The 26,084-nt window shown below is 70.0% G+C and carries 23 protein-coding genes; 9 read left to right on the forward strand and 14 right to left on the reverse strand.

The genetic code is table 11. From position 1 onward, the window contains the following. Window positions 1-927: 927 nt before the first annotated feature. The 7 genes from FZN60_RS27545 to FZN60_RS27575 form a co-directional block, all read right to left on the reverse strand. A complete protein-coding gene (locus tag FZN60_RS27545; RefSeq protein ID WP_158877457.1) occupies window positions 928-1,149 on the reverse strand; it encodes a DUF2283 domain-containing protein in 222 nt (73 codons plus the stop codon). A gap of 301 nt (window positions 1,150-1,450) precedes the next feature. After that, window positions 1,451-3,277, reverse strand: a complete 1,827-nt coding sequence (gene lepA / locus FZN60_RS27550; protein WP_158877459.1) for a translation elongation factor 4 — start codon at window positions 3,275-3,277, stop codon at window positions 1,451-1,453. Between the two features lie 123 nt (window positions 3,278-3,400). Continuing rightward, window positions 3,401-4,906, reverse strand: a complete 1,506-nt coding sequence (locus FZN60_RS27555; RefSeq protein WP_158877461.1) for a tripartite tricarboxylate transporter permease — start codon at window positions 4,904-4,906, stop codon at window positions 3,401-3,403. 14 nt (window positions 4,907-4,920) lie between these two features. Further along, window positions 4,921-5,412, reverse strand: coding sequence for a tripartite tricarboxylate transporter TctB family protein (locus FZN60_RS27560; protein WP_158877463.1), 492 nt, complete (start codon window positions 5,410-5,412; stop codon window positions 4,921-4,923). A gap of 104 nt (window positions 5,413-5,516) precedes the next feature. After that, entirely contained in the window at window positions 5,517-6,494 is a 978-nt protein-coding gene (locus FZN60_RS27565) for a tripartite tricarboxylate transporter substrate-binding protein (protein ID WP_158877495.1), read from the reverse strand. 450 nt (window positions 6,495-6,944) lie between these two features. Continuing rightward, window positions 6,945-8,357, reverse strand: a complete 1,413-nt coding sequence (locus tag FZN60_RS27570) for a sigma-54-dependent transcriptional regulator (RefSeq protein WP_158877465.1) — start codon at window positions 8,355-8,357, stop codon at window positions 6,945-6,947. Between the two features lie 5 nt (window positions 8,358-8,362). After that, on the reverse strand, window positions 8,363-10,234 hold the full coding sequence (locus FZN60_RS27575; RefSeq protein WP_158877467.1) for a sensor histidine kinase: 1,872 nt from the start codon (window positions 10,232-10,234) through the stop codon (window positions 8,363-8,365). Window positions 10,235-10,308: 74 nt separating this feature from the next. Between FZN60_RS27575 and FZN60_RS27580 the strand changes: the two genes are divergently transcribed. The 3 genes from FZN60_RS27580 (at window position 10,309) to FZN60_RS27590 (ending at window position 12,666) form a co-directional block, all read left to right on the forward strand. Further along, a complete protein-coding gene (locus FZN60_RS27580) occupies window positions 10,309-10,854 on the forward strand; it encodes an MgtC/SapB family protein (protein WP_246727275.1) in 546 nt (181 codons plus the stop codon). 13 nt (window positions 10,855-10,867) lie between these two features. Then, window positions 10,868-11,449, forward strand: a complete 582-nt coding sequence (locus FZN60_RS27585) for a DUF447 domain-containing protein (RefSeq protein WP_158877469.1) — start codon at window positions 10,868-10,870, stop codon at window positions 11,447-11,449. 323 nt (window positions 11,450-11,772) lie between these two features. Continuing rightward, window positions 11,773-12,666: a LysR substrate-binding domain-containing protein gene (locus tag FZN60_RS27590; protein WP_158877471.1), complete on the forward strand. Its 894-nt coding sequence runs from the start codon at window positions 11,773-11,775 to the stop codon at window positions 12,664-12,666. 10 nt (window positions 12,667-12,676) lie between these two features. Here the strand turns inward: FZN60_RS27590 and FZN60_RS27595 are convergent, their stop codons facing one another. The 3 genes from FZN60_RS27595 to FZN60_RS27605 all read right to left on the reverse strand — a co-directional run bounded on the left by FZN60_RS27595 (window position 12,677) and on the right by FZN60_RS27605 (window position 15,931). Then, the gene (locus tag FZN60_RS27595) at window positions 12,677-13,708 is read right to left on the reverse strand and encodes an LLM class flavin-dependent oxidoreductase (RefSeq protein ID WP_158877473.1); all 1,032 of its coding nucleotides are present in this window, start codon (window positions 13,706-13,708) and stop codon (window positions 12,677-12,679) included. A 91-nt stretch (window positions 13,709-13,799) separates the two neighbouring features. Beyond that, the gene (gene uvsE, locus FZN60_RS27600) at window positions 13,800-14,858 is read right to left on the reverse strand and encodes a UV DNA damage repair endonuclease UvsE (RefSeq protein ID WP_246727280.1); all 1,059 of its coding nucleotides are present in this window, start codon (window positions 14,856-14,858) and stop codon (window positions 13,800-13,802) included. Between the two features lie 5 nt (window positions 14,859-14,863). Beyond that, a complete protein-coding gene (locus FZN60_RS27605; protein WP_158877475.1) occupies window positions 14,864-15,931 on the reverse strand; it encodes a single-stranded-DNA-specific exonuclease RecJ in 1,068 nt (355 codons plus the stop codon). Window positions 15,932-16,076: 145 nt separating this feature from the next. Here FZN60_RS27605 and FZN60_RS27610 point away from each other — a divergent pair, with 145 nt between their 5' ends. After that, window positions 16,077-16,505, forward strand: a complete 429-nt coding sequence (locus tag FZN60_RS27610; protein ID WP_158877477.1) for a CBS domain-containing protein — start codon at window positions 16,077-16,079, stop codon at window positions 16,503-16,505. Here FZN60_RS27610 and FZN60_RS27615 read toward each other — a convergent pair. Next, a complete protein-coding gene (locus FZN60_RS27615) occupies window positions 16,483-17,091 on the reverse strand; it encodes a tellurite resistance TerB family protein (RefSeq protein WP_158877479.1) in 609 nt (202 codons plus the stop codon). The two genes, FZN60_RS27610 and FZN60_RS27615, sit on opposite strands and share 23 nt — an antisense overlap. A gap of 95 nt (window positions 17,092-17,186) precedes the next feature. On the opposite strand from FZN60_RS27615, the gene FZN60_RS27620 reads away from it, so the two are divergent. Then, the gene (locus FZN60_RS27620; protein ID WP_158877481.1) at window positions 17,187-18,959 is read left to right on the forward strand and encodes an SLC13 family permease; all 1,773 of its coding nucleotides are present in this window, start codon (window positions 17,187-17,189) and stop codon (window positions 18,957-18,959) included. A gap of 53 nt (window positions 18,960-19,012) precedes the next feature. Here FZN60_RS27620 and rcdA read toward each other — a convergent pair whose 3' ends face one another. Then, window positions 19,013-19,543: a protease adaptor protein RcdA gene (rcdA, locus tag FZN60_RS27625; RefSeq protein ID WP_246727282.1), complete on the reverse strand. Its 531-nt coding sequence runs from the start codon at window positions 19,541-19,543 to the stop codon at window positions 19,013-19,015. A gap of 379 nt (window positions 19,544-19,922) precedes the next feature. On the opposite strand from rcdA, the gene FZN60_RS27630 reads away from it, so the two are divergent. From FZN60_RS27630 to FZN60_RS27640, 3 genes are all read left to right on the forward strand, one after another. Continuing rightward, window positions 19,923-20,921: an NAD(P)H-quinone oxidoreductase gene (locus FZN60_RS27630; RefSeq protein ID WP_158877483.1), complete on the forward strand. Its 999-nt coding sequence runs from the start codon at window positions 19,923-19,925 to the stop codon at window positions 20,919-20,921. 177 nt (window positions 20,922-21,098) lie between these two features. Then, window positions 21,099-21,812 carry a DUF1013 domain-containing protein gene (locus FZN60_RS27635; RefSeq protein ID WP_158877485.1) on the forward strand — a complete coding sequence of 238 codons (714 nt, stop codon included), beginning with the start codon at window positions 21,099-21,101 and terminating at the stop codon, window positions 21,810-21,812. A gap of 151 nt (window positions 21,813-21,963) precedes the next feature. After that, window positions 21,964-23,775: a methyl-accepting chemotaxis protein gene (locus tag FZN60_RS27640; protein ID WP_158877487.1), complete on the forward strand. Its 1,812-nt coding sequence runs from the start codon at window positions 21,964-21,966 to the stop codon at window positions 23,773-23,775. 3 nt (window positions 23,776-23,778) lie between these two features. Here FZN60_RS27640 and FZN60_RS27645 read toward each other — a convergent pair whose 3' ends face one another. Further along, window positions 23,779-24,573, reverse strand: coding sequence for an SDR family NAD(P)-dependent oxidoreductase (locus FZN60_RS27645; protein WP_158877489.1), 795 nt, complete (start codon window positions 24,571-24,573; stop codon window positions 23,779-23,781). A gap of 61 nt (window positions 24,574-24,634) precedes the next feature. Further along, complete coding sequence (locus FZN60_RS27650) at window positions 24,635-25,453, reverse strand: SDR family oxidoreductase (protein ID WP_158877491.1); 819 nt, start codon at window positions 25,451-25,453, stop codon at window positions 24,635-24,637. Between the two features lie 285 nt (window positions 25,454-25,738). Between FZN60_RS27650 and FZN60_RS27655 the strand changes: the two genes are divergently transcribed. Continuing rightward, window positions 25,739-26,020, forward strand: a complete 282-nt coding sequence (locus FZN60_RS27655) for a hypothetical protein (protein ID WP_158877493.1) — start codon at window positions 25,739-25,741, stop codon at window positions 26,018-26,020. Window positions 26,021-26,084 lie beyond the last annotated feature (64 nt).

The following is a 26,084-nucleotide window of genomic DNA, read 5'->3' on the forward strand; positions in this document are numbered from 1 at the left end:
GAAAGCATCGCCCCGATCGGCGATGATCCCCTCGTCAGCCTGCCAACCCTCGCAGTCTGATCTGCCCGGCCCAAGCCGGCAACCGTGGTGGCCCTTCGCGAGCTACACCACGCCAAGGGACACGACCATCGGCATCGTCTGGGAGAGCCTCCGGCGCGAACTTCAACGGTCTCGCGCCCGGCGGGTCGCTTGCAGTCTGCTTGGGTATCTGCCGAGAGAGGTTCTTCTCCAGTAGATGGATCGGGACGGCGTTCGTGGCGCCTACATACATGATCTGGACTCCTTATGGTTGCTGTCCTGACAGAGTAGCTACCAAAGCTTGAGCGAGCGTAAGCGGGGTCCTAAAGCTCCGGCGTCTAGTCGCTATTGCGAGGGCATTCCGGCTCGAGTCGAATAGGGCATGGGATCGAAGGGGAAAGGGAATGTCTGATACTGCCACACGTTTGAAATGACCCTTCTTGGCCATCGCCGCGCGACGGCAGCCTGCGCGGCGCGAGAGCGTCTCCCGGCCCGGCTAAGAGTTGGCCCGAGGGTCAGTCATAGCCGGGCCGGCATGAATGGGTCACCTCTACCCAGATGCGGGAGAGGACCGATCGGTGCCTACGATCGAACGCGATCGAAATTCCTTTACAGCGCGGGATAGGCGCTTGATCTGCGGCTCGCTGAAGATGACATCGATGAAATGGTCGTCGGTTTCGGTGCGGACGATGGTGGCGAGGTGGCAGGTCTTGGTGGAACCGGTACAGACAGCTTCCAAGACTCCCAGTCGCCAGATTCCCTCGGCTGCTCGGTGATCTCCGTTCGGGCAGAGCTTGCGGAAGGAGGTGGGGTTATGCATGGCGCGGTTCGCGCGGGTGATGTGCCGCGAATCGTTAAGACCCGGGAGCGCCGATTGGGCTGAATCGCTCCGGCGATGCTTCGATGAGGCTACTCCGCCGTGTCCGCGCGGCTCGATCCCGGCAGGCGGGCGTGGCGCCAGGGGCCGGGGGCAAGGGTGCGGGTGGCGCCGAGGACTTCGATGCCGAGGATGAGGCCATCGACGTCGAGGTCGTAGAGGAAGGGGCTGGCCTCTTCCGTGGAGGCGACGCGACCATCGGCGAGGCGGACATAGGCCGCGTCGGCCTCGAGATCGTAGGTGATGTCGCTCATGGCGGGCGCTTCGCATTCCGGTCGACGGTCGCGGTGACGATGCGGATCGCGTCGTCCGTCTCCCCGCATGCCACGAAGGATGCGCCCTCCAAATTCAGGCACTTGGCCGAAGCGGCGCTCAAGCACCGGATCGTTGCGCTCCGGCTCCGTCCAGGTGGGCGAGCGGGCGATCCGCTCCACCCGGAGGGGGGCGATGCCGCATTCCTCCATCTTGGCGCTCGCATGGCGGGTGAGGACGATCCGCTTCTTCGGCGCTCAGGGGAGGCGACGGCGCGGCGCAGGAACGGCGCCCCGCGCCCCCTCAGCTGTCCATCTTCAGCGCGGCGATGAAGGCTTCCTGGGGGATCTCGACCTTGCCGAACTGGCGCATGCGCTTCTTGCCCTCCTTCTGCTTGTCGAGGAGCTTGCGCTTGCGGGTGGCGTCGCCGCCGTAGCACTTGGCGGTGACGTCCTTGCGAAGGGCCGAGATGGTCTCGCGGGCGATGACCTTGCCGCCGATCGCCGCCTGGATCGGGATCTTGAACAGGTGGTTGGGGATCAGCTCCTTCAGCTTCTCGCACATGGAGCGCCCGCGCCGCTCGGCCTGGTTGCGGTGCACCAGCATGGAGAGCGCGTCGACCGGCTCTGCGTTGACGAGGATCGACATCTTCACGAGATCGCCCTCGCGATAGTCGATCAGCGCGTAATCGAAGGATGCGTAGCCCTTCGAGATCGACTTCAGGCGGTCGTAGAAGTCGAACACCACCTCGTTCAGCGGCAGCTCGTAGGTGACCATGGCGCGCTTGCCGACATAGGACAGGTCGACCTGGATGCCGCGCCGCTCCTGGCAGAGCGTCAGGATGTTACCGAGATAATCGTCGGGGGTGAGGATCGTCGCCTTGATCCAGGGCTCCTCGATCATCTCGATCTGCATCGTGTCCGGCATGTCGGCCGGGTTGTGCAGGTCGATCTCCGTGCCGTTGCGAAGCTTGATCTTGTAGACGACGCTCGGCGCCGTCGCGATGAGGTCGAGGTCGAACTCGCGGGACAGGCGCTCCTGGATGATCTCCAGGTGGAGGAGGCCGAGGAAGCCGCAGCGGAAGCCGAAGCCAAGCGCGGCGGAGCTTTCCATCTCGAAGGAGAACGACGCGTCGTTGAGGCGCAGCTTGCCCATGGCGGCGCGCAGGTCGTCGAAGTCGGCGGCGTCCACGGGGAAGAGGCCGCAGAAGACCACGGGCTGGGCGGGCTTGAAGCCCGGCAGCATCTCGGCGGTCGGCCGCTTGTCCTCGGTGATCGTGTCGCCGACGCGGGTATCGGCGACTTCCTTGATGGACGCCGTGATGAAGCCGAGCTCGCCGGGGCCGAGAGCCTCCATCGTCACCATCTTCGGGGTGAAGACGCCGACGCGGTCGACCGGGTACTTGGCGTCCGTGCCCATCATGCGGATGGTCTGGCCGCGCTTCAGCTCGCCGTCGATGACGCGCACCAGCACGACGACGCCGAGATAGGCGTCGTACCAGGAGTCCACGAGCATGGCCTTGAGGGGCGCCGATCGGTCGCCGGTGGCGGGAGGGGGCAAGCGCGTGACGATCGCCTCGAGGACGTCCTCGATGCCGATGCCGGACTTGGCGGAGATCAGGACGGCCTCGGAGGCGTCGATGCCGATGACCTCCTCGATCTGCTCCTTCACCCGGTCGGGCTCGGCGGCGGGCAGGTCGATCTTGTTGAGGACGGGGACGATGTCGAGGTTGTTGTCGATGGCGAGGTAGACGTTGGCGAGCGTCTGGGCCTCGACGCCCTGCGCGGCGTCGACGACGAGGAGCGCGCCCTCGCAGGCGGACAGGGAGCGCGAGACCTCGTAGGCGAAGTCGACGTGGCCGGGCGTGTCGATGAGGTTGAGGACGTAAGGCAGGCCGTCCTTGGCCGTGTAGTGGAGGCGCACGGTTTGCGCCTTGATGGTGATGCCGCGCTCGCGCTCGATGTCCATGTTGTCGAGCACCTGCTCCTTGCCCGCCATCTCGCGCGCGTCGAGGCCGCCCGTCATCTGGATCAGGCGGTCGGCGAGGGTCGACTTCCCGTGATCGATATGGGCGACGATCGAGAAGTTGCGGATGCGGGACAGGGGCGTTTGGTCGGGCGTCTGGCTCATGGGCGTCGGCATATACGATTGCCGCGAAAAAGCGGACAGTTTTTTGAGAATGCGGCGGAACGGAAAAGCCCCGCGAAGCTGGGCTCCGCGGGGCTCGGGATCGGGCGGGCCGTTCGAGGGCGATCAATCGTCCTCGACGAAGACCTGCGCGCGCTTGCTGCGCATGGCCGGGAGCACCGCGATGATGATGCAGGCCAGGCCCATGGCGAGAAGGGTGGCGGAGATCGGACGGGTGAGGAACACCGTCGGATCGCCGCGCGAGATGATCATGGCCCGGCGCAGGTTCTCTTCCAGCAGCGGTCCGAGGACGAAGCCGAGGAGGAGCGGGGCCGGCTCGCAGCCGAGGCGGATCAAGACGTAGCCCAGGACGCCGAAGACCGCGATGGCGTAGACGTCGAAGGGGTTGTTGTTGATCGAGTAGCAGCCGATCGAGGCGAAGATCACGATCGCCGGGAAGAGCACGCGGTAGGGGACGGTCAGCATCTTCACCCAGAGCCCGATGAGCGGCAGGTTGAGGATGACGAGCATCGCGTTGCCGATCCACATCGAGGCGATGATGCCCCAGAAGAGAGCGGGCTGGTCGTTGATGACGTTCGGCCCCGGCGTGATGCCCTGGAGGATGAAGGCGCCGACGATCAGCGCCATGACCGGGTGGGCGGGGATGCCGAGGGTCAGGAGCGGGATGAAGGAGGTCTGGGCGGCGGCGTTGTTGGCGCTTTCCGGACCCGCGACGCCCTCGATCGCGCCCTGGCCGAACTCCTTGGGGTTCTTCGAGAGGTTCTTCTCCGCCGAGTAGGAGGCGAAGGAGGCGAGGACGTGTCCGCCGCCCGGCAGGATGCCGAGAACCGAGCCGAGGCCGGTGCCGCGGGCGATCGGGCCGGCGATGCGCCGCCAGTCCTCGCGGGTGAGCCACAGGCTGAAGGAGCTCTTCACGCCGACCTCGCGCGAGCGCTCGGTCTCGAGGTTGCGGAAGATCTCCGCGACGCCGAACATGCCGACGGCCAGCGAGACGAAGTTGATGCCGCCGTAGAGCTCCTGGAAGCCCATGGTGAAGCGCGGCGTGCCGGTGGTGACGTCCTGGCCGACCGAGCCGAGAACGAGGCCGAGGCAGATCATCGCGAGCGCCTTGAGCACCGAGCCGTGGGCGAGCGAGATCGAGACGAGGAGGCCGAGGACGAGGAGGGCGAAGTATTCGGCCGCGCCGAAGTTGAGAGCGACGCGGGCGAGCGGCGGGGCCGCGACCGCGAGGATCAGCGTGGCGACGGAGCCGGCGATGAAGGAGCCGATCGCGGCGGTGGCGAGCGCCTGACCGGCCCTGCCTTTCCGCGCCATCTGGTAGCCGTCGATCGCCGTCACCGCCGAGGAGGATTCGCCCGGCAGGTTGATGAGGATCGCCGTCGTCGAGCCGCCGTACTGCGCGCCGTAGTAGATGCCCGAGAGCATGATGAGCGCGGTGACGGGCGAGAAGGTGAAGGTGATCGGCAGGAGCATGGCGATCGTCGCCGTCGGGCCGATGCCCGGCAGGACGCCGACGAGAGTGCCGAGCAGCACGCCGACGAAGCACCAGAGCAGGTTGACCGGCGTGAAGGCCGTCTCGAAGCCGAGAGCGAGGTTTGACAGGAGATCCATGGTCGCGAGCCCCCTCAGAAGACCTGGAAGGGACCGAAGGCCGGCCCGATCGTGTGAAGCGACATGCCCAAGCCCACCTTGAAGACGAGCCAGCACATGACGGCGAGCGCGGCGGCGATGGCCAGCGCCGAGACCACCGTGTTCTTCACCGAGGCCATGGCGACGATGAAGACGCAGATGAACACCACGGGCACGAGGCCGAGCTGGCGGCCATAGGCGCCGAAGATGACGAGGCTGACGCAGACGAGGAAGATGCCGCGCCAGGCGACGGGGCCGACTTCGGCCGTGTCGTGCTTCCTGAAGCCGGCGACCGCCACCGCGATGCCGAAGATGCCGAGGAGAACCGCGAGGGTCAGCGGGATGAAGCCCGGCCCCATGCGGATCGTCCGGCCCATGTCGTAGCTCAACGCTTGCGCGCCGAAGGCCAGCGCGATGACGAGGAAGATCGCCCCCGCCATGACGTCGCGCCCCATCTTGTTCTGCTTGTGCAGCGCCTGTTCGCTCATCGCTCCCTCTTCGTTTCTGACGCGGGACGAGCCTCCCGTCCTGTGGTTCGAGGCGGGGCGCCGAGCGCCCCGCCTTCCATGATCGAGCCGGGCTGCGACCCGTTTCAGTCGGCGAACTGGCCGGCCTTCTCGATGATCGGCTTCCAAAGGGCGATCTGCGAGGTGAGCTCCTCGGTCAGGGAGGCGGGGGTGGCTTCCTCGGCCGTGACCGGCTTGGTGCCGAGCTCGGCGAAGCGCTCGCCGACCTTCGGATCGGCCAGGGCCTTCTGGAGCGCGCCTTCCAGCTTGGTGACGATCGCCGGGTCGAGGCCCTTCGGCCCGTAGAGGCCATGCCAGACGGCGATGTCGAGGGTGGGCAGGCCCGCCTCGGCCGTGGTCGGCAGGTCGGGCAGCGACTGGAGCCGCTCGGCCGTGGTGACGGCGTAGGCCTTCACTTCGCCGGCCTTGATCTGGTTGGTGGTGTTGGTGGTCTGGTCGCAGAGGACGTCGACCTGGCCGCCGACGATGTCGGTCATGGCGGGCGCGGCGCCCTGGTAGGGGACGGTCACCATCTGCACGCCGATGGCTTCCTGAAGAAGCATGCCGCACAGGTGCGAGGCCGAGCCGATGCCGGCATGGGCGTAGGTCGTGTCGGCGCCGTTCTCCTTGAGATAGGTGACGAGCGAGGCGGCGTCGGCCGGCTCGAAGTCCTTGCGCGAGACGATCGTCATCGGCACCGAGGTGATCTGGCCGATCGGCGTGAAGTCCTCGGTCGGGTTGAACTCGAGCTGCCGGTAGAGCGTCGGGGCGGTCGACATGCCGATGTGGTGGATCAGGAGCGTGTAGCCGTTCGGCTCGGCCTTGGCGACCTGACCGGCGCCCAGCGTGCCGCCGGCGCCGCCGACGTTCTGGATCAGCACCTGCTGGCCGAGGTCGCGGCTCATCGACTCCGCGACGAGGCGCGCCACCGTGTCCGTCGGGCCGCCGGCCGAGAAGGGGACGATGATCGTGACGGGCTGGTTCGGATAGTTGGCGGCGTCCTGCGCGAAGGCGCTGGAGGACATGAGCGCCGCCGCGGCGGCGGCGAGAACGAGACGTTTCATCATGAAGTCTTCTCCCGAGGTGGCTCGAAGGCACGAGTTATGGCGTGGGCGGACGCGCAGGGGCGCGCGTCGCGCCGGCACGGGCCGGTGCGGCGACAGATCGGACGGCGCCCAGGCAGACGGCGGACCGGACGAACCGGTGCCGGCCGCCAGGGTCAGCGGAAATCGATGGTGGCTTGGATCAGCATGACAGGGCCTCCCGAACCGGTGTCGACCGCAGCGGTGAAGCGTCTCCCAACGCCCGGTGCGTGGATGTGAGTTGAGCGTCGGACAGGGCAGGAATGCAACAGGCGCATAACAGGATCTTGACGAATTCCTACCGCAGGCTCGCACTTTTGGGTGGAATTCCACCCATTGCCGCTCCCTGCGTGTTCCCGAATCCACCCGTCCGACTTGAACGAGGCGCGACACGCAGAGCGCGAGAGGCTGTCGACGCCCGCGTGTCGCGACTCAGGGAGCCGTCGCCGGATCCGCGGCCGACGCGTCCTCGGGGTCGTCGGCGCCGAAGCCGTAGTCGCGCTTGTCGAGCCCGTACTTCTGCATCTTCTCGTAGAGGGTCTTGCGGGAGATGCCGAGCTGCTCGTAGACGGATTTGAGGCTGCCGCCGGACAGTGCGAGCGCGCCCGCGATCAGCGAGCGCTCGTAATCGGCCACGCGGTCGGCGAGCCGCGCGCCGCCGGCGGCCTCGCTTTCGCCGCCGGTCAGCGGCGCGATGCCGAGGCCGAGCACGTAGCGTTCCGCGGCGTTGCGCAGTTCGCGCAGATTGCCCGGCCAGGGTCGGCGCGCGATGTCCGCGACGACGGTCTGCGGCACGGCCGGCTCCTCCCGCCCGAGCCGCGCGGCAGCTTCCGACACAAGCTGGAGGAAGAGGAGCGGCACGTCCTCGCGGCGCTGCGAGAGCGGGGGCACGCGCAGCGTCGCGACGCCCAGGCGATAGAAGAGGTCGGCGCGCAGCCCTCCGGCCGCGACGTCGGCCTCCGGCTCGGTCTTGGACGTCGCGATGAAGCGCACGTCGATGGAGACCGGCGCGTGGGCGCCGATGCGCGTCACCGTCCGATCCTGGATGACGCGCAGGAGCCGCGCCTGCAGGTCGAGGGGCAGCGCGGCGATCTCGTCGAGAAGCACGGTGCCGCCGTGGGCCTGCTCGAACTTTCCGAAGCGCGCCCGGGCGGCGCCCGGAAACACCCCCGCCTCGTGGCCGAAGAGCTCGCTCTCCGCGAGGCTCGTCGGCAGCGCCGCGCAATCGACCACGACGAAGGGCCGGCTCGCCCGGTCGCTGACGTCGTGGAGCGTGCGCGCCACGACCTCCTTGCCCGTGCCCGTGTCGCCGATGACGAGGACGTCGGCCGCGGCATTGGCGAGCGCCCGGATGCGGTAGCGCAGGTCCACCATGGTCGGCACGCGGCCCTGGAGGCGCGCCTCGATGCTGTCGCGCCGGCCGTCCGCCAGCGCGCGCAGGCGGCGGTTCTCCAGGACGAGACGGCGGCGGTCCATCGCCCGGACGACGACGTCGGCGAGGTGCTGGGCCGAGCAGGGCTTCTCGATGAAGTCGTAGGCGCCATCGCGCATGGCCGATACGGCGAGCGGCGTGTCGGCGTGTCCCGTGACGAGGATCACGGGAATGTCGGGATCGATGGCGCGCACGCGTCCGAGCAGCGTCATCCCGTCCATGCCGGCCATGCGGATGTCGGAGACGACGACGCCGGCGAAGCTGTGGCCGACGAGGTCGAGCGCGCCCTCGGCGCTGGCGAAGGCCCGGACCGCGAAGCCCGCCAGGTCGAGCGACTGCGCGTAGGACAGGCGCACGTCCTTCTCGTCGTCGACGAGGATGACGAAGGCCGATCGATCGTCGCCGCCGCTCATGCCGCTCACTCCGCCGCCTGGGCCGCTTCTCGGGCCGCCGAGCCGACGGGCTCGGCCGCGTCGAGAAGCACGCAGAAGCGCGCGCCGCCGCCCTCGCGCCGCTCCACCGACAGGGCCCCGCCGAAGTCGCGCACGATGTTGTAGGAGATGGAGAGGCCGAGTCCGAGCCCCTTGCCGACGCCCTTGGTGGTGAAGAAGGGATCGAAGATGCGCTGGGCGATCGCCTCCGGCACGCCTGGACCCCGGTCGGCGACGGTGACGCGCACCCGGTTCTTTCCGTCCCGGCGGCCGGCGATCTCGATGCGGCGGTCGGGCAGGCCTTCCACCGCGTCGGCGGCGTTGGAGACGAGGTTGATCAGAACCTGCGAGAGGCGGATCGAGTCGCCGCGCACGAGAAGGGGGGCGGCATCGAGACCCACCTCGATCTCCGCGCCCGCCGCCTTGAGCCGCCAGCCGGCGATCTCGAGCGCGCTCTCCACCGCTGCGGCGAGGTCGACGGGACCGAGCTTGTCCTCCGGCCGGCGGGCGAAGGCGCGCAGGTGGCGCGAGATCGAGGACAGGCGCTCGACGAGGGCCGAGATGCGAAGCACGTTGTCGCGCGCCTCGGTCGGACGGTTGCGGTCGAGATAGGTCACGGCGTTGTCGGCATAGGCGCCGGCGGCGGCGAGCGGCTGGTTGAACTCGTGGCTGAGAGCGGCCGACATCTGGCCGAGGGCGGCGAGCTTGCCAGCCTCGACGAGGTCGGCCTGCGTCTTGCGCAGCGTTTCTTCCGCCGTGCGGCGCTCGCAGACCTCTTCTTCGAGGCGCCGGTTGGCCACCGCGAGCGCCGCCGTCCGCTCGCCCACGCGCCGCTCCAGCTCGACCTGCGCTTCCTCCTGGTGGCGCATCCGCTCGGCAAGGCGCAGGCGGCGCTGGCGCAGCGCCGTGAGGCCGAGGGCGGCGAAGCCGAGAAGCAGGAAGGCGGCAAGCCCGATGGTTGCGGCCTGCGTGCGGGCGGGCGCGGTGTCAACGAAGACGCGCACGAACCAGCCGGCCTCCGGCATCTCTTCGGACAGGACGAGATATTCGCGCCGCTCCCCGTTCAGCGCGACGCCGACGAGCGGGTTGCCGTCGAAGGTGCCGCGCGGCGAAAGGCCGAGCGGCGTCAGGGGGCGCTCGGCATAGCGGCGGGTCTCGTCGAGCCGCGCCCGCGCCGGTGCGTCCGGCGGTGCGTAGGCCCGGAAGCGCCAGCTCTCGCGGCCCGCCATGAAGACGATGCCTTCCGGATCCGTCACCAGGATCTCGGGATCGCTCGGCACCCAGGACGCCTCGATGGCGTCGAGCTCGACCTTGAAGACCGCGACGCCCGCAATGTCGTCGCCTTCGGGCACAGGGGCCGAGAAGTAGTAGCCGCGCCGTCCCGAGGTCGTGCCGAGACCGTAGAAGCGGCCGCGCCGGCCTTCGGCGGCGTCCTGGAAGTAGGGGCGGTAGCGGAAGTTCTCGCCGACGAAGCTCGTCCCCGAATCGTAGTTGCTGGCCGCGACCGTGCGCCCGTCGGTCAGCATGACGTAGACGTCGGAGGACTCGAGAAGGGCGTTGATGGACTTCAGGAAGCGGTTGGCGGCGGCCACGGCCTGCGGGTTGTCGGGCTCGCGCAGGACGCGGCGCACCGGGTCCTGCGTGGCGATGAAGGCCGGCAGCGGCTCGTAGCGCTCGAGCTGGCCTTCGAGCGCGGACGCCGCGAGGCGCAGCGTGCCGCGGCCGCTGGCGGCCGACTGGCCGAGGAAGCGGTCGAAGGCGATCTGGCCGGCGAGAAGCGCGAGGGCGAGCGCGAGAACGAGGGCGGCGAGCGGTGCCGCGAGGCGCTTGAGGCGCGAGGTGGCTTGCCGTGCCCGCATGTCCGACTTTTCTCCCACGGTGCCGACTCATACAACACTCGCAGCAGGGCTCAAGCGAGGGGAGGCGCGCGGTCGTGACGGTTCTCGACATGGCGATGCGGCTGGGACTGGCGACGGCCGTCGGCCTCGCGCTGGGGCTCGACCGGGAGCTGCGCGGCGGGGCGGCTGGCATCCGCACCCACGCGCTGGTGTCGATGAGCTCGGCGGTGATCACCGTCTCGGCGCTGCTTCTCTTCGACGAGTTGAAGACCATGCCCGGCGCGAGCATCGACCCCTTGCGGGTGGTGCAGGGCCTCGCCCAGGCGATCGGCTTCGTGGCGGCGGGCTCGATCTTCGTTTCGGGCGGCAACGTGCGCAACCTCACCTCCGCGGCCAATATCTGGCTGGCGGCGGCGCTCGGCATCGCCTGCGGCGCGGGGCAGTTCGCGCTCGTCTTCCTCGGCGCGGGTTTCGGGCTTGTGATCCTGACGCTGGTGCGGATCGCCGAGCGCCGGCTGCCCGGCAGCGTCAAGGCCGAGCGCCGGCGAGCCCGGGCGCAGGCGACGACGCGGGGCGCCATCTTGCATCGCGACCGCGGCAGCGCCAAACCTCCCGTGGACGACGACGATCCCAACGATTGAGCAGCCCCGAGCGATGCCCTTCATCCGCGAGACCATCCTGACGACGCGCTCGCCCGAGGGGCGCGTCCACATCACGCCGCTCGGCATCATCCAGGACGGCGAGGAATGGATCGTCGCGCCCTTCCGGCCCTCGACGACGCTCGACAACATCGCCGCCACGGGCGTCGCGATCGCCAATTACACGGACGACGCGCTGGTCTTCGCGGGGTGCCTCACCGGGCGGCGCGACTGGCCGCTGGTCGAGGTGGAGGGCTGCCACGTGCCGCGGCTGGCGGCGGCGCTGGCGCACGACGTCCTGGAGGTGGCGGAGGTGGCAGAGGACCCGGTGCGCCCGCGCTTCCGCTGCCGGGTGGCGGCGTCGGGCGAGCACGGGCGCTTCACGGGCATGAACCGCGCCAAGGCGGCTGTGCTGGAAGCGGCGATCCTCGTCTCCCGCCTTTCCATGCTGCCGCCCGAGAAGATCGAGGACGAGATCGCCTATCTCCGCATCGCCGTGGAGAAGACGGCAGGCCCCGACGAGCACAAGGCCTGGGGCTGGCTCCTCGAAAAGGTCATCGAGCACCTGGCGCGCATCGAGGCGGATCGGGCGGGCTGAGACGCCGCACGGCGGCGAGCAGGTGGGCGAGGCGCGAGGCGGGCTCGGGAGCGCGTCGACCAGCCGGCGCTTCGGCGGACGGGCGGTCGCGCAATGCTTCGGGCGGCAGGTCGGCGAGCAGGGCCAAGTCCATCCGCGAAAGCGCTGGATGGGTCAGGGGCGAGGCGTCGGCGTCGGGCATGGTCGGCCCGCCGAAGGGCGCAAGCGACCAGAAAAGCTTCGGCATGTCTCGGTTGCCTTATGCTCGTGGAGCTGGCGTATCCTAGCGCCTCCCGCGCTGTTCCGATCTCGACCTTGTCTGCGCCAGCCTATGGAAAAACTGCATGAAGGCGTTGAACCGCGTGCATCTCAACGGTCTGCGGGCGGCCGAGGCGGCGGCGCGGCTCGGCTCGCTGCCGGCCGCGGCAGCCGAGCTCGGCGTCACCGCCGGCGCGGTCAGCCAGCACATCCTGAAGCTGGAGCGGCAGATGGGCCGCACGCTCTTCGAGCGCACCGCCCGCGGCCTCCCGCCGACGGTGGCCGGGGCACCGATCCTCGCCCAGATCGGACGAGGCCTCGCCGAGATCGACAGCGCCGTCGCCAAGGCTTTCCGCGACGGGGTCCCGACGCTCAACCTGTCCGTTGCCCCGGTCTTCGCCGCCAAATGGCTGGTGCCGCGGCTCGCCAAGTTCGGGCGGCTTCATCCCGAGGTGCGGGTGCGGCTCGAGGCCTCCACCGTCCTCGTCGATCCCGACCGCGACGACGTCGACCTCGCGATCCGCGTCGGGCCCGGGGGCTGGCGCCGCGTTGCCGCGCGCTTCCTCCTGCCGCAGGAGGTGTTTCCCGTGGTTTCGCCGGCGCATGCGGCCGACTTGCGTGAACCGGCCGATCTCCTTCGACTGCCGATCGTGCGCGACCTGCATTCGACCATTCCCTGGTCGATCTGGCTCGACCGCCACGGCATCGCCGAGGACGCGCTGGCGCAGGGACCGAGCTTCAACGACGCGTCCCTCTGCCTCGACGCGGTGATCGCGGGGCAGGGCGCGATGCTCGCCTGGGACACGCTCGCCATGGACGCCCTCGCCGATGGCCGGGTGGTCGCGCCCTTCCCGCACCGGGCCGCGACCGGCCTCGGCTACTGGCTCATCGCGTCCGAGAGCCGCCGGCCGAGCGCGGCCATGCGGCTGTTCTCCGACTGGATCGTCGCGGAAATGGCGCAGCGACCGACGCGGCGCTGAGGCGCCGAGGTCAGGACAGCAGTTCGCGCACCATCGGCGCCACGCGCCGGCCGTAGAGCTCGATGGCGTGCATCATGTGCTCGTGGGGCAGGGGGCCGGCGCTGTATTTCAGCTCGAAGCGGGACACACCGAGCGCCCGGCAGGTTGAGGCGATCTTGGCGGCGACCGTCTCGGGCGAGCCGACATACAGGGAGCCGCGGCTGATCTCGCGCTCGAAGCTGTCGCGCTCCAGGGGCGGCCAGCCGCGCTCGGAGCCGATCTGGTCGTGCATGACCTTGTAGGCCGGAAAGAAGGTCTCGCGCGCGGCATCGTCCGTTTCCGCGACGAAGCCGGGCGAGTGGACGCCGATCGGCGGCACGGGGCGGCCGAGTTGCGCGAAGGCGCGGTGGTAGAGATCGACATAGGGGCGGAAGCGCTTCGGATCGCCGCCGATGATGGCGAGGATCATCGGCATGTCGTAGCGCGCGGCGCGCACGACCGATTCCGGGCTGCCGCCCACCCCGATCGCGGCGCGCAGGCGGCCGTGCTCGACCGGCGGGTAGACGCCCTGGTCCGTCAGCGGCGGGCGGGTCGAGCCCTCCCAGGTGACGGGCTCGCCCGGCAGGAGGGCCGCGAAGAGGTCGAGCTTGTCCTCGAACAGCTCCTCGTAGCGGTTCAGCGGGAAGCCGAAGAGGGGGAAGGACTCGGTGAAGGACCCCCGGCCGAGGATCACCTCGGCGCGCCCGTTCGAGATCGCGTCGATCGTCGAGAAGCGCTGGAAGACGCGGATCGGGTCGTCGGACGACAGGACGGTGACGGCGGAGGCCAGGCGGATCCGGCGCGTCCGGGCGGCGATGGCGGCGAGGATCGGCTCGGGGGCGGACACGGCGAAGTCGCGGCGGTGGTGCTCGCCGACGGCGAAGACGTCGACGCCGACCTCGTCGGCGAGGACGCCCTCGGCGACGACGTTGCGGATGACGGCCGCGTGGGAAAGAAGCGCGCCTCCGGGTCCCGCGGTCACGTCGCCGAAGGTGCCGAGGCCGAGTTCGATCGTCTGCGCCATGGGTCGTCTCCCCTCAAGGTTCGGGGGAGACGTAGATTCGCCGACCGGAGGATGCAACCGAGCGCGGAGGGCGACGGTGCGTCGCCGCGTCTCAGGCGCCGGCTTCGGGGACCTCTTCGAGGAGGGCGTCCTCCTCGGCTTCCAGCGCATCCTCCTGGGTCGGCTTCAGCCCGAACCGGGCGGCGACGTCGGGGGCGTAGCGCAGGAGGTCGGGGCGCAGGCGGATGAGCGCGAGGTCCTTGGCCTTGGCCTCCAACATCACGTCGAAGTCGAGACCTTCGGCGGTGCGCATGAAGGTCGCGAACTCGAACGGGTTGCAGAAGTCGGCATGCCCCGTGAAGACCGGGGCGACGTGGACCATCTTCTGCTTCTTCGTCGCGGGATCGCGGCGCTTGACCTCGCGAAGCTCGGTGCGAGGCGAGGAGAAGTGGATCTTCGGGATCTGGCCTTCGGGCCACGTCGCGAGGACGCGCGCGAGCGTGTCGCGAAGATCCGCGCGCTCGGGGTTGAGGCACCAGAAGTGCTGGTAGTCGAAGATGAGCCGCACGCCGGTGTGCTCGTGGATCCAGAGGACGTCCGCCGCGGAGAAGCGCAGATCGTCGTGCTCCAGGACGAGGCGGCGGCGCACGGGCTCGGGCAGGCGCTTCCAGGTCTCGGCCCAGCGGGCGCGGGACGCCGGCACGTCGCCGTAGGTGCCGCCGACATGGATGACGAGGACGGCTTCGGAGCCGAGCTCCATGAGGTCGAGCATCTCGGCCTGGGAGGCGAGGTCCCAGATGCTCTTGTCGACGAGGACCGGGTCCGGGCTGTTGAGCACGACGAACTGGGAAGGGTGGAAGGAGAGGCGCAGGTCCAGCTCCTTGGCGCGCTTGCCGAGCGCCCGAAGCTCGGCGGCGCTCTCCTTCACCATGCCGTGGAACTGCGGCATGTCGGGATGGGTCGCGTAAGGGGCGACGTCCGAGGACATGCGGTACATCGAGATGTCGTGGGCGACGAGATAGTCGAAGATCGCGTGGAGGTATTCGAGAGAGACCTTGAGGTGCGGGTTGCTCTGCGAGCGGCGGGCATCGTTGCTCTTCAGATCCGGGTTGCCCATGACCTTGACGGGAAAGCCGAGGCGGGCGGTGCGGGTGGTGGCGCGCATGTCCATGGGTCTCAGGCCTTTTCGCTCGCGGCTGGCTCGAAGCCGATGTTCTTCAGGAAGACCGGCCATTCGGCGGTTCGCAGCGCACCGCCCGTCGCCTGGGCGTGGCCGCCGCCATAGGCTTTGCCCGCGCCCGGCGGGGCGGCGTCCTTGAGGAAGCCCATGAGATCGGCGCCGCTCGCGGTGCGCGCGGCGAAGTGGACCCAGCCGGGGCGATAGCCGCTGTTGGCGGCGATCACGATCTTGTCCTTGAGGCGCCCACGCCAGGCCTGCGCGACGAGCGGGTGCACCTGCTGCGGCGCGTCGAGCGCGATCAGCGCGACGTCGCCGCGGATCGTCGGGGCGACGCGCCGGGCGCTCTCGAAGGCGGCGGAGGACTCGGCCTTGGCGGCTTCGAGACGGGCGGTCTCGGGATGGTCGCCGGAGAGCGCGTCCTTCGGATCGGAGGCGGCAAGGAGGAGGCGGAGCGCCGGCTCGGCGTCGCCCGAGGCTGTGCGGCGGGGCGCGTTGACGAGGGCGGCGAGCGTCCGCAGCTTGGTGACGGGATAGGAGGTTCTCGCCTCGGCCATCTCGGGAAACCCGTCCTTCTCGGCCATGTCGCCGATGATTCCCAGCGCCGCGAGCCAGAGGAGATCGTCGGCCTCCGCGCCGAGCAGGGCGCGGGCGCAGCGGAAGGCGAGAAGGCTGGTGGTGGGGGCGGGGTCCTCGGCGAGGCCCGACAGAACGCGGGCCGCACCCGGCACGCCGCGGGGGACATGGTGGTCGATCACGAGGGTCGGCACGCCCGGCAGGACGTCGCCGACGCCCGTGCCGAGGTCGGCGACGACGACGGTGCCGGGCGCCTGCCGCTGCACCTCGGCCCGGATCGCGTCGTCCCAGGCGTTCTCGCCGCGCCCGAGGATGCGATGTCGGACGGTGCGGCCGGCGCGCCGAAGAGTGTGGAGAAGGATCGCGCCGGCCGACAGGCCGTCGGCGTCGTTGTGGCAGAGGACGAGGACCGGGTCCGGCGCCGCGTCCAGGAAGGCCGGGAAGTCCTCGGCTGGCATGGCGTTCTCGAAGGTCGGACCGGGATCGGCCATGGCGGACTTCCTCGCGGGCAATGGGCGTCGTCAGCGGCCAACGCGCGCTCGTCCGGAATCGATCCGGCGACGCGATGCCGCTTGCCGTGCGCGTCGGACCGGCAAGATTGCTGCGAAGACACGCGCGCGAAGGGACCGGTGACTGGTGAAGATTTCCGAGATCATGAACGGCGACATCGAGTTCGCCGCGCCCGGCGACAGCGTGCAGGCGCTCGCCGAACTGATGGGCGACCTCGACGTCGGCGCGCTGCCGGTGGGCACGCCCGAGGCGCCGCTCGGCGTCGTGACCGACAGGGACGTCCTCTACCGCGTGGTGGCGCGCGGGCTCGATCCTGCGACGACGACGGCCGGACAGATCCTCTCGGCGCCGCTGATCTCGGCCCGCCCGGACGACACGGTGAGCGACGCGCTGGACCTCATGGCGGCGAGCCACGTGCGCCGGCTCGGCGTCGTCGACGGCGCGGGACGCCTCGTCGGCTGGGTGACGCTGGCCGACCTGTCGCGCCGGCTGCTCCTGGAAACGGAGGCGGTGCCGCGGGCACTCGCCGAGATCAGCGGCGGTAGCGCCGCGTGAGGCCGTCCACGACGTCCTGGCCGAGGCGCAGGCGCGCGGCGAGATAGGCGAGGAAGGCGGCCTCGTCCGGGCTCGGCCGGGCGAGCACCACGAGACAGACGGCATAGGCGTGGGCGCCGAGCCGCGCTTCGACGAGCGCGGCGATCGCCGTTGCGAGCGGCGGCGGCGCGGCGAGGAAGGCTTCGAACCGCGTGCGCGCATCCGGCGAGGCGCTCAGCGCTTCCAGGTCGCCCGAGGCCTCGCGGCCGCGCGCCGCCTCGTCCCCCGCAAGGGCCGCGATCGCCGCGATCGCCATGAGCCGCTCGATCTCGTGCGGCGCGTGGTTGGCGAGGTTGACGGTCAGCGGATAGGACACCTGCAGCCGGTTCTGGATGTGGGCGGCCAGGACCTTCTCGGCGAGAGCGAGGAGGATCGGCTCGCGCCGCAGGCTTTCGCGCTCGCGCCGCGCCACCGCCGGCTTCACCGGCTCGGGCGGCAGGACCGGGGCGTTGGCGAGCGCCACTTCCTCGAAGGCGGTGAACTCGCCGTCGCGCGGGCCCGCCTCGTTGGCCAGCCGCCGTTCCAGCCAGCGCGCAACTTGCGTCATCGCGGGCGTTCTCCCGTTTCCATCTTCGCTTGCCGGCCCATATCGGGCGGGGCCGGCGCATCGCCAGCCCCTTTCCCCTCGGAGACCCACCCTTCATGACGCTCGATCAGGCGCTCGCCTTCGGCCTCGTCTTCGTGACCGTGGGCGCCTTCGTCTGGGGACGGCTGCCCTACGACCTCGTGGCGCTCGCCTCGCTTCTCGCCGGCATGCTCCTCGGCATCGTGCCCGCCGACGCCGCCTTCGCCGGCTTCGCCGACGACGTGGTGGTGATCGTCGTCGCCGCGCTCATCGTCAGCGCCGCGATCGCGCGCTCGGGCGTCGTCGAGGACGCCATGCGTCCGGTCATGCCCTACATGAAGACCCTCAAGACCCAGGTGCCGATCCTCGTCGGCGCGACGATGGTCCTGTCGATGGTGACCAAGAACATCGGCGCGCTCGCGATCCTGATGCCGGTGGCGTCGCAGGTCGCCAAGCGCACGGGCACGTCGGTCTCGCGCCTTCTGATGCCCATGTCCTTCGCCGCCCTCATCGGCGGGCTCGTGGTGCTGGTCGGCACCTCGCCCAACATCATCGTCTCCAAGGTGCGCCAGGACCTGACCGGACAGCCCTTCGGCATGTTCGACTACGCGCCGGTGGGGCTCGGCATCTGCGCCGTCGGCTTCCTGTTCCTGTCCTTCGGCTCGCGCCTCCTGCCCGAGCGCCGGCCCGGCGTCAGCCTCGGCGCCGCCTTCAGCGTCGACAGCTACACGACCGAGGCGCTGGTCGGGGAAGGCTCGGCCTCGAACGGGCGGACGGTCGCCGAGATCGAGGCGCTGGCGGACGGCGAGATCCGCGTCGAGCGCATCCTGCGCGAGCGCTTCCGCCGCCTCGTGCCGGGGCCTGAAACCCGCGTCCAGGCCGGCGACGTGCTCCTGATCGGCGGCGAGGCGGCGGGGCTGGAGCGCGCGGTCTCGCGCGCCGACCTGGCGCTGGCGGTGGAAGCGGGCGGCTCGGCGCCGGCGCTCGACGTGGAAACGGAAAGCATCGCCGAGGTGGTCGTCGGCGACGCCACGCCGGCGGTGGGCCAGACGCTCGCCGCCCTCGGGCTCGACGCGTCCGGCGGCGTCGCGGCGCTTGCCGTCAGCCGCGCCGGCTGGCCGATCACCCGGCGCCTCGCCGCGCTGCGCCTGAAGGCGGGCGACGTCCTCGTCCTCAAGGGCTCGGCCGAGAGCGTCGCCGACGCGGTGGGGCGGTTGAAGCTCCTGCCGCTGGCCGAGCGGCCGATCGAGCTCGGGCGCTCGCGGCGCTCGCTGATCCCGATCATGGTGCTGGCGGTGGCCATGCTCCTGACCGCGCTCGGCGTCGTCGGGGCGGCACCGGCCTTCTTCGGCGCGGCGGTGGTGCTCCTGCTCTTGCGCGTCATGAGCATGGCGGAGGCCTACCACACGGTGGAGGCCTCGGTGATCGTGCTTCTCGCCGCGCTGATCCCGGTGTCCGAGGCGATCCAGACGACGGGCGGCACGGACCTCGTCGCCGGCTGGCTGGCGCCGCTCCTGGGCGGGCTCTCGCCGACCCTGGCGATCGGCGTCGTGATCCTCATCGCGATGGCGGTGACGCCCTTTCTCAACAACGCGGCGACCGTGCTGATGCTGGCGCCGATCGCCGGCGCGCTGGCGCGTGACCTCGGGCTGAACCCGGACCCGTTCCTGATGGCGGTGGCGCTGGGGGCGGCCTGCGACTTCCTCACGCCCATCGGCCACCAGTGCAACACCATCGTCATGGCGCCGGGCGGCTACCGCTTCGGCGACTATGCGCGCCTCGGCGTGCCGCTCTCGGTGATCGTGCTGGTGCTGGGAACGGTGCTGGTGCCGCTCGTCTGGCCGGTCTGACGCGGAGGCGGAAAACGGGGCGCCGGCTTATGACTCGAGCGGCGCCCGCCGGCTCAGGCGTGGAAGGCGGTCTTCAGGAGGGCGAGCTGCTCGCCGACCGGATTGGGCGCGTCGGCCGAGCGGACCTGGAGGCCGCCATAGATCTCGCGGTCGAGCATGGCGATGCGGCGCTCGAGCTTGTGGGCCCGGTCGACGAGGTCGCGGAAGCCCTCGGGCAGCTCGTTGAAGAGCGCCGTGTCGTTCTTCGAGTGGAAGCTTTCGAGACGCACCTTGCGCTTCTCGGCCTCGACCTGGGCGCGCGACATGTCGCCCTGATTGGCGGCGCGCTGGAGCAGGAGCCAGGAGGCGATCTGCATCAGGCGGGTGGTCAGGCGCATGGACTCGGCGGCGTAGAGCGTCGAGGCGACCTTGGAGAGCTGCTTGGCTTCGGAGCGGCCCGGACCGTCGAGATAGACCGCCGTCTCGTCGACGAGGGTCATGCCCTCGTTGAAGAGGGGCTGGAACGACGAGGAGAAGGCGAGATGTTCGGCCAGCCGAACCGTTCGGCGATCATCGTCCATGATGTCGGTGCTCGGCGTGGTCATCGTGTCTCAGTGCATCCCCGCCGCTCGAACCCGTCGGCCCGTCCAATAGGCAAAAGTCCCGCATTGGGCAGGACGCCCAAAGAACTTGCTCGACAACGCCAGCGCAGGCAAGCGCATCGTAACGCAGCGGTTAACGAATGGCGACTCGGGCCGTTCCCTCGAGCGCCGGCGCGAGGCCAAAAAAAAAGAGCCGCACGGAGCGGCTCTCAGGAGTTTCAACAGGGAGGCGTCAAACGGTTCAGGAACCGCCTATCCGGCAGGGCCGGACTGGCAACCGTTATGAACCGGAAAGCTTAATCCCGGGTAAAGCCGCCCTCGCAATGTTCCGAATTTCGCTACTTCTGACCGGACATCGCACGAGCCGGAGGAGACAAAGCGGATGGATCTGCCGAACGAGATGCGGGCCGTCGTGTTCGACGGCTTCGGCGGGCCGGAGGTCCTGACGATCGCGAGCAAGCCGGTGCCGAGGCCGGGGCCGGGCGAAATCCTCGTCGCCGTCCACGCCGCGGGCATCAACCGGCCGGACGTTCTGCAGCGCATGGGCGCCTATCCGCCGCCGCCGGGCGCGCCGGATTGGCCCGGCCTGGAGGTCGCCGGAACCGTCGCCGCCCTCGGCGAGGGGGCGGGCCGCTTCTCGGCGGGCGACCGCGTCATGGCCCTTGTGCCGGGCGGCGGCTATGCCGAGTTCGCGAGCGTCCACGCCGACAACGCCCTGCCGATCCCGGACGAGATTTCGTTCGAGGCGGCGGCGGGCTTTCCCGAGACCTTCTTCACCGTCTGGTCCAACGTCTTCGAGCGCGGGCGGCTGATGGCGGGCGAGAGCTTCCTCGTCCACGGCGGAACGTCGGGCATCGGCACGACGGCGATCCAGCTGGCGCACGCGATGGGCGCCACCGTCTTCGCGACGGCGGGCAGCGCGGACAAGTGCCGGGCGGCCGAGCGTCTCGGGGCCGACCACTGCGTGAACTACCGGGAAGCCTCCTTCGCGGAGGCGCTGAAGGAGCGGACCGGCGGGCGCGGCGTCGACCTCATCCTCGACATGGTGGGCGGCGACTACCTCGCCGGCAACCTTGCGGTCGCGGCCGAGGATGGGCGGATCGTGCAGATCGCGTTCCTGCGGGGGGCGAAGACGGAGATCGACCTCAACCAGATCATGCGCAAGCGCCTGACGCTCACCGGCTCGACGCTGCGCAACCGCTCCGTTGCCTTCAAGGCGGCGATCGCGCGCGAGCTGGAGCGCACGGTGCTGCCGCTTCTGAGCGAGGGACGCGTCAAGGTCCTCGTCGACGCGACCTATCCACTGGAAAAGGCCGTCGACGCACACAAGCATATGGACGACGACCATATCGGCAAGATCGTCCTCCTGACCGGCCGTTGACGAAGCGGCGGCTCGGCCTGATCCGCGCCGCTTTCGCGCAAATGCTCGGCCGGCGGGCTCGTGGTTTCTTGCGCGGGCTTTCGGGAAATTCTATATCGATGAAGAATTTCCAAATTCCGTGGCGCCTAAGACCACGGCCCAGCCGAACCCGGTTGGGCAGGAAGGAGAGCTATATCCATGGCCCAGCAGCTTCTCATGCCGAAGGCGACCGCCGTCTGGCTGGTCGACAACACCTCCCTGTCCTTCGAGCAGATCGCCGAGTTCTGCACGCTTCATCCCCTCGAGGTGAAGGCCATCGCGGACGGCGAGGCGGCGCAGGGGATCAAGGGCCTCGATCCGATCATGACCGGCCAGCTGTCGCGCGAGGAGATCCTGCGCGCGGAAGGTGACGAGAAGCATCGCCTGCGCCTCGCCCCGCCGAAGGTCCGCGTCCCCGAGGCCAAGCGCAAGGGCCCGCGCTACACGCCGGTCTCCAAGCGCCAGGACCGGCCGAACGCCATCCTCTGGCTGGTGCGCAACCATCCCGAACTGCCGGACGCGGCGATCTCGCGCCTCGTCGGCACGACAAAGAACACCATCGAGCAGATCCGCGAGCGCACCCACTGGAACGCCGCCAACCTCCAGCCGATGGACCCGGTGACGCTCGGGCTCTGCTCCCAGATCGATCTCGACCTCGAGGTCGAGAAGGCCTCGCGCGGCCTGCCGCGCCCGGAAGCCGCCGAGGAGGAGCGTCTGCTCGCCGCCTCGCAGACGCAGGACTGGCGCTCGCCCTCGCAGCGCACCCCGGGCGAGTCGGAGGAACTGGACGCCGCGGCGGTCTTCGCCAAGCTCTCCTCCATGCGCCGCGACCCGGCGGAAGCGGCCGACGAGGACGAGGACGACCTGCGCTGAGGCGTCGTTCTCTCGTTTGATTCGAACGAAAAAGGCCGCGGGGCTAAGGCTCCGCGGCCTTTTCGCATCCGGGTTGCGGCACTGCACGCGCGGCTCCAGATCGCGGCAAGACCCGGACGGCATGATCGGCCCGACCTATCGGAGCCGATTCATGACCATCAAGCTTGGTGCCCGCCTCGCCATCTTCGCCGCGGCGGTGGGAGCCGCCTTCACCTTCTCCGCCCTCGTCGGCCTCGTCACCTTCGAGCGACTGAAGGTCGGGGGCGGACTCTACCGGACGATCATGCAGGGCCAGGACCTCAGGGCCGACATCCTGCCGCCGCCCGAATACATCATCGAGGCCTATCTCGAGACCTCGCTCGCGGTGATCGGCGCCAAGCCCCTCGACCAGACGACAGAAGCGCTGGCCAAGCTCCACGCCGATTTCGACCGCCGCCACGCCTACTGGGTGGAGTCCGATCTGCGGCCGGATCTCAAGGCGATGATCACGCAAGAGTCCTTCGACCACGCCTCCGATTTCTGGCGCGCGGTGGAGGGCGAGCTCCTGCCGGCGCTCGGCCGCGGCGATCAGGACGCGGCGACCACCGCCTATGGCACGGCCTCGGCAGCCTATGATCGCCACCGCGCGGTGGTGGACCGGATCGTGGCGGAAACCGAGGCGATGAACGCGGCGCTGGAAGCGCAGGCGCAAGCTGCCGGCGCGGAAGGGCTGGCCTGGCAGGGCGCCGGCGCGCTCGCCGCCTTCGTTGTCCTGTTCGGCGGCGTCCTTCTTGCCCAGCGCGGCGTCGTGCGGCCGCTCGCCGGCATGACGCAGGCGATGAACCGGCTCGCCGCCGGCGACACCAGCGTGCCCGTGCGCGGTGGCTCGCGCAGCGACGAGGTGGGCGACCTCGCCCGCGCCTTCGAGACCTTCAAGCAGGCGGGGCGCGCCAAGCAGCGGCTGGAGGAGGAGGCGCTGGACGCGCGGGCCGCGACCGTGCGTGCCACCGAACGTTCGGCGTCCGACGCCCGCCGGACCCTCCTCGCCAGCGTCCGCCCGGCCTTCCAGCGCCTGTCCTCGGGTGACCTCACCGTGCGGCTCGACGACACGGTGGGCGTCGACTTCGAGGAAATGCGCGTCCTGTTCAATCAGTCCGTCGCGCGTCTGGAGACCATGGTCGGGGCCGTTCTGTCCAACGTCCAGGCGCTGCGCGCCGGGCTCGGCGAGATCTCGGCGGCGACGGACGACCTGTCCTCGCGCACCGAGCTCCAGGCCATGAATTTGGAGCGGACAGCCGGGATGCTCTCGACCGTGTCGAAGGGCGTCGCCGACACGGCGGATCGCACCGCCCGCGCCACGCAGGCGGCGGCCGGCGCGGAGCAGGCCGCGATCGGCGGCGGCGAGATCGTCGGCCAGGCGGTGGAGGCCATCGGCGAGGTGCAGGAATCCTCGGCGCAGATCGGCAAGATCATCGGCGTCATCGACGACATCGCCTTCCAGACCAACCTCCTGGCGCTGAACGCCGGCGTCGAGGCGGCGCGGGCGGGGGAGGCGGGGCGCGGCTTCGCCGTCGTCGCGATGGAGGTGCGCGCGCTCGCCCAGCGCTCATCGCTCGCCGCCAAGGAGATCAAGGACCTGATCTCCACCTCGCATGCCCATGTCCAGCGCGGCGTCGACCTCGCGACCGCCTCGGGCGCGTCGCTGCGCGAGATCGTGGCTCAGGTGGCCGAGATGAGCGCGGCGATCGGCGAGATCGCGGGCGGCGCGCGCGCGCAGGCCGAGAGCCTGCGGCAGGTCTCCGACGCGGCCGACCAGATGGACCAGGTGACCCAGCAGAACGCCGCCATGGTGGAGCAGACCACGGCCGCGGCTCGCCATCTCGCCGACGCGACGGTGGAGCTCAGCCGGATGGTGCAGCAGTTCCGCACCGCCCGCCAGGAAACGACGGCGGCGATGCCGCTCGTCCGCGACGAGGCGGCGTGAGGCTCACTCGGGCACGGGCACCGTGTAGTTGAGGCCGAGGCGGCCGCCATCGGCGAAGATCGTCTGGCCGGTGACGTAGCTCGCTTCGTCGGAGGCGAGAAAGGCGGCGATGGCGGCGATCTCGGCCGGCTCGCCGACGCGCCCGAGAGGCGTGCGCGACAGGATGCGGTTGCGGGCGGACGCGTCGCCGACGGCCGACTTCAGCATGTCCGTCATGATCGAGCCGGGGCCGATGGCGTTGACGCGGATGCCGTGCGGCGCGAGCGACTGCGCCATGACCTTGGTGAGCTGGGCGATGCCGCCCTTCGACACGGAATAGGCGACCTGGTCGGGCAGGGCGACGACGGCGTTGATCGACGACATGTTGACGATCGCGCCCGGCCGCCCGCCGGCCTTCACCTGCTCCACCATCTGGCGCGCCGCGGCCTGGCCGCACAGGAATGCGCCCTTGAGGTTGACGCCGATCACCTTGTCGAAGCTCGCCTCGTCGAGGTCGAGGAAATCGGCCTTGTGGACGATGCCGGCATTGTTGATCAGGGTGTCGATCGAGCCGAAGCTGTCGAGCGTGGCGGCGACGAGGTTGCGCACGTCGAGCTTCTGCGACACGTCGCAGTGGACGTACTTGACCGCGCCGGCGCCCGCCTCGGCGATCGCCGCCTCCGCCTTTTCACCGGCCTTGTCGTCGATGTCGGCGATGACGACGCAGTGGCCGTCCGACGCGAAGCGCTCGGCGATGGCGAGGCCGATGCCCTTCGCGCCGCCCGTGACGATGCAGACCCGGCCGTTCGTCGGCGCCATGGCGACCTCCGTTGCGTTGGTTTCGACGCCAGACATAGTAGCAAACCCCGTGTCCCGAATCTCAACCGTTGCCGCGGAACTCGGGATAGAGCGTCATGCCGCCGTCGACGAAGAGGGTCTGTCCGGTGATGTAGTCGGCCGCGTCGGACACGAGCCAGGCGACGGCGCGGCCGATATCGGCCGGCTCGCCGATGCGCCCGTAGGGGATGAGCTTCAGCATGTCGGTCTCGCCGCCCGCCTTCTCGCGCTCGGCCTTGTTGATGTCGGTGGCGATCGCGCCCGGGGCGACGGCGTTGACGCGGATGCGCTCGGGCGCGACCTCCTGGGCGAGCGACTCCATCAGGAGCTTCAGGCCGCCTTTCGAGGCGGCGTAGTTGACGCGGAAGGCCCAGGGAATGCGCTGGTGCACGGAGGAATCGAAGACGAGCTTGCCGAGCGCGCGCGACACGTCCTCCCGCAGGCCCTTCGCCCGGAAGCGCCGGATCGCCTCGCGCCCGACAAGGAAGCCGCCGGTGAGGTTGACGGAGATCACCGCGTTCCAGTCGTCGAGGCTCATGTCGGCCACCGGCTTGTCGCGCTGGAGGCCGGCATTGGAGACGACGATGTCGGGCGGCCCGAACCGCGCCTGCGACGCGTCGAAGAGGGCGATCACGTCCTCTTCCTTCGAAACGTCGGCCTGCACCGCCTCGGCTTCGCCGCCCAGGGCCCGGATCGCCGCGACGGTGGCGTCCGCACCGTCCCGCGAGCCGCGATAGTTGACGACGACGCGGGCCCCGGCGCGGCCGAGCTCGACGGCGCAGGACGCGCCGATGCCCGAGGAGGCGCCCGTGACGATCGCGGTCTGGCCGGCAAGGCTCGGCGTTGGGGCGGACTGGCTCATCGGCGGCTCCATGAGGCGGGCAGGGGACCGGTCGGTCTCTGGCGGGGCGCATGCGGCGCCGTTCGGGCTGGCCAGATTGAGCAGCCGTCCACCAAGTAAAGGCCCGCGCGAACTCCACCTGATATGATCCACTGCGGGACGATCGGGGCGAGCGCCTGATTCGAACGATGCGCGGCGTGCGCCGGCATCGGAACGGATCTGTCGCTCAGCCCCGCTTTCGGGTTTTGGGAGGACGTATGTGTCGAGGACCGTCCAGAACCGTTCTGCCGGAAGGGCCATGACGCGATGAACGCGATCGAACAAAGCTTGCGCCGCGTGCTCGCCAAGGGCGACGCGACCGACCCCGACCACCGGGTGCGGATCTACGAGGCCTCCGAGCGGGCGATCGAGCGGTTGCTCGCCGAGGGCAAGATCGACGAGGCCGGCCGCGACGCGCAGCACGCCAAGCTGATCGCCGCGATCGAGGCGATCGAGGCGGAGTATCCGCCGGACGCTCCGGCCGGCGCCGCGCCCGCCGAGGCCGCGTCGACCGCGACCGCCGCTCCCGAGCCGGCCGCACCGCGCTAACTGGACCGATATAGCGATAACTGGACCGAGCGGCGGCGAAGTGAACGACTGCGGTTGAGCGCTG

Source organism: Antarcticirhabdus aurantiaca (assembly GCF_009765365.1).
Lineage (GTDB): Bacteria > Pseudomonadota > Alphaproteobacteria > Rhizobiales > Rhizobiaceae > Antarcticirhabdus > Antarcticirhabdus aurantiaca.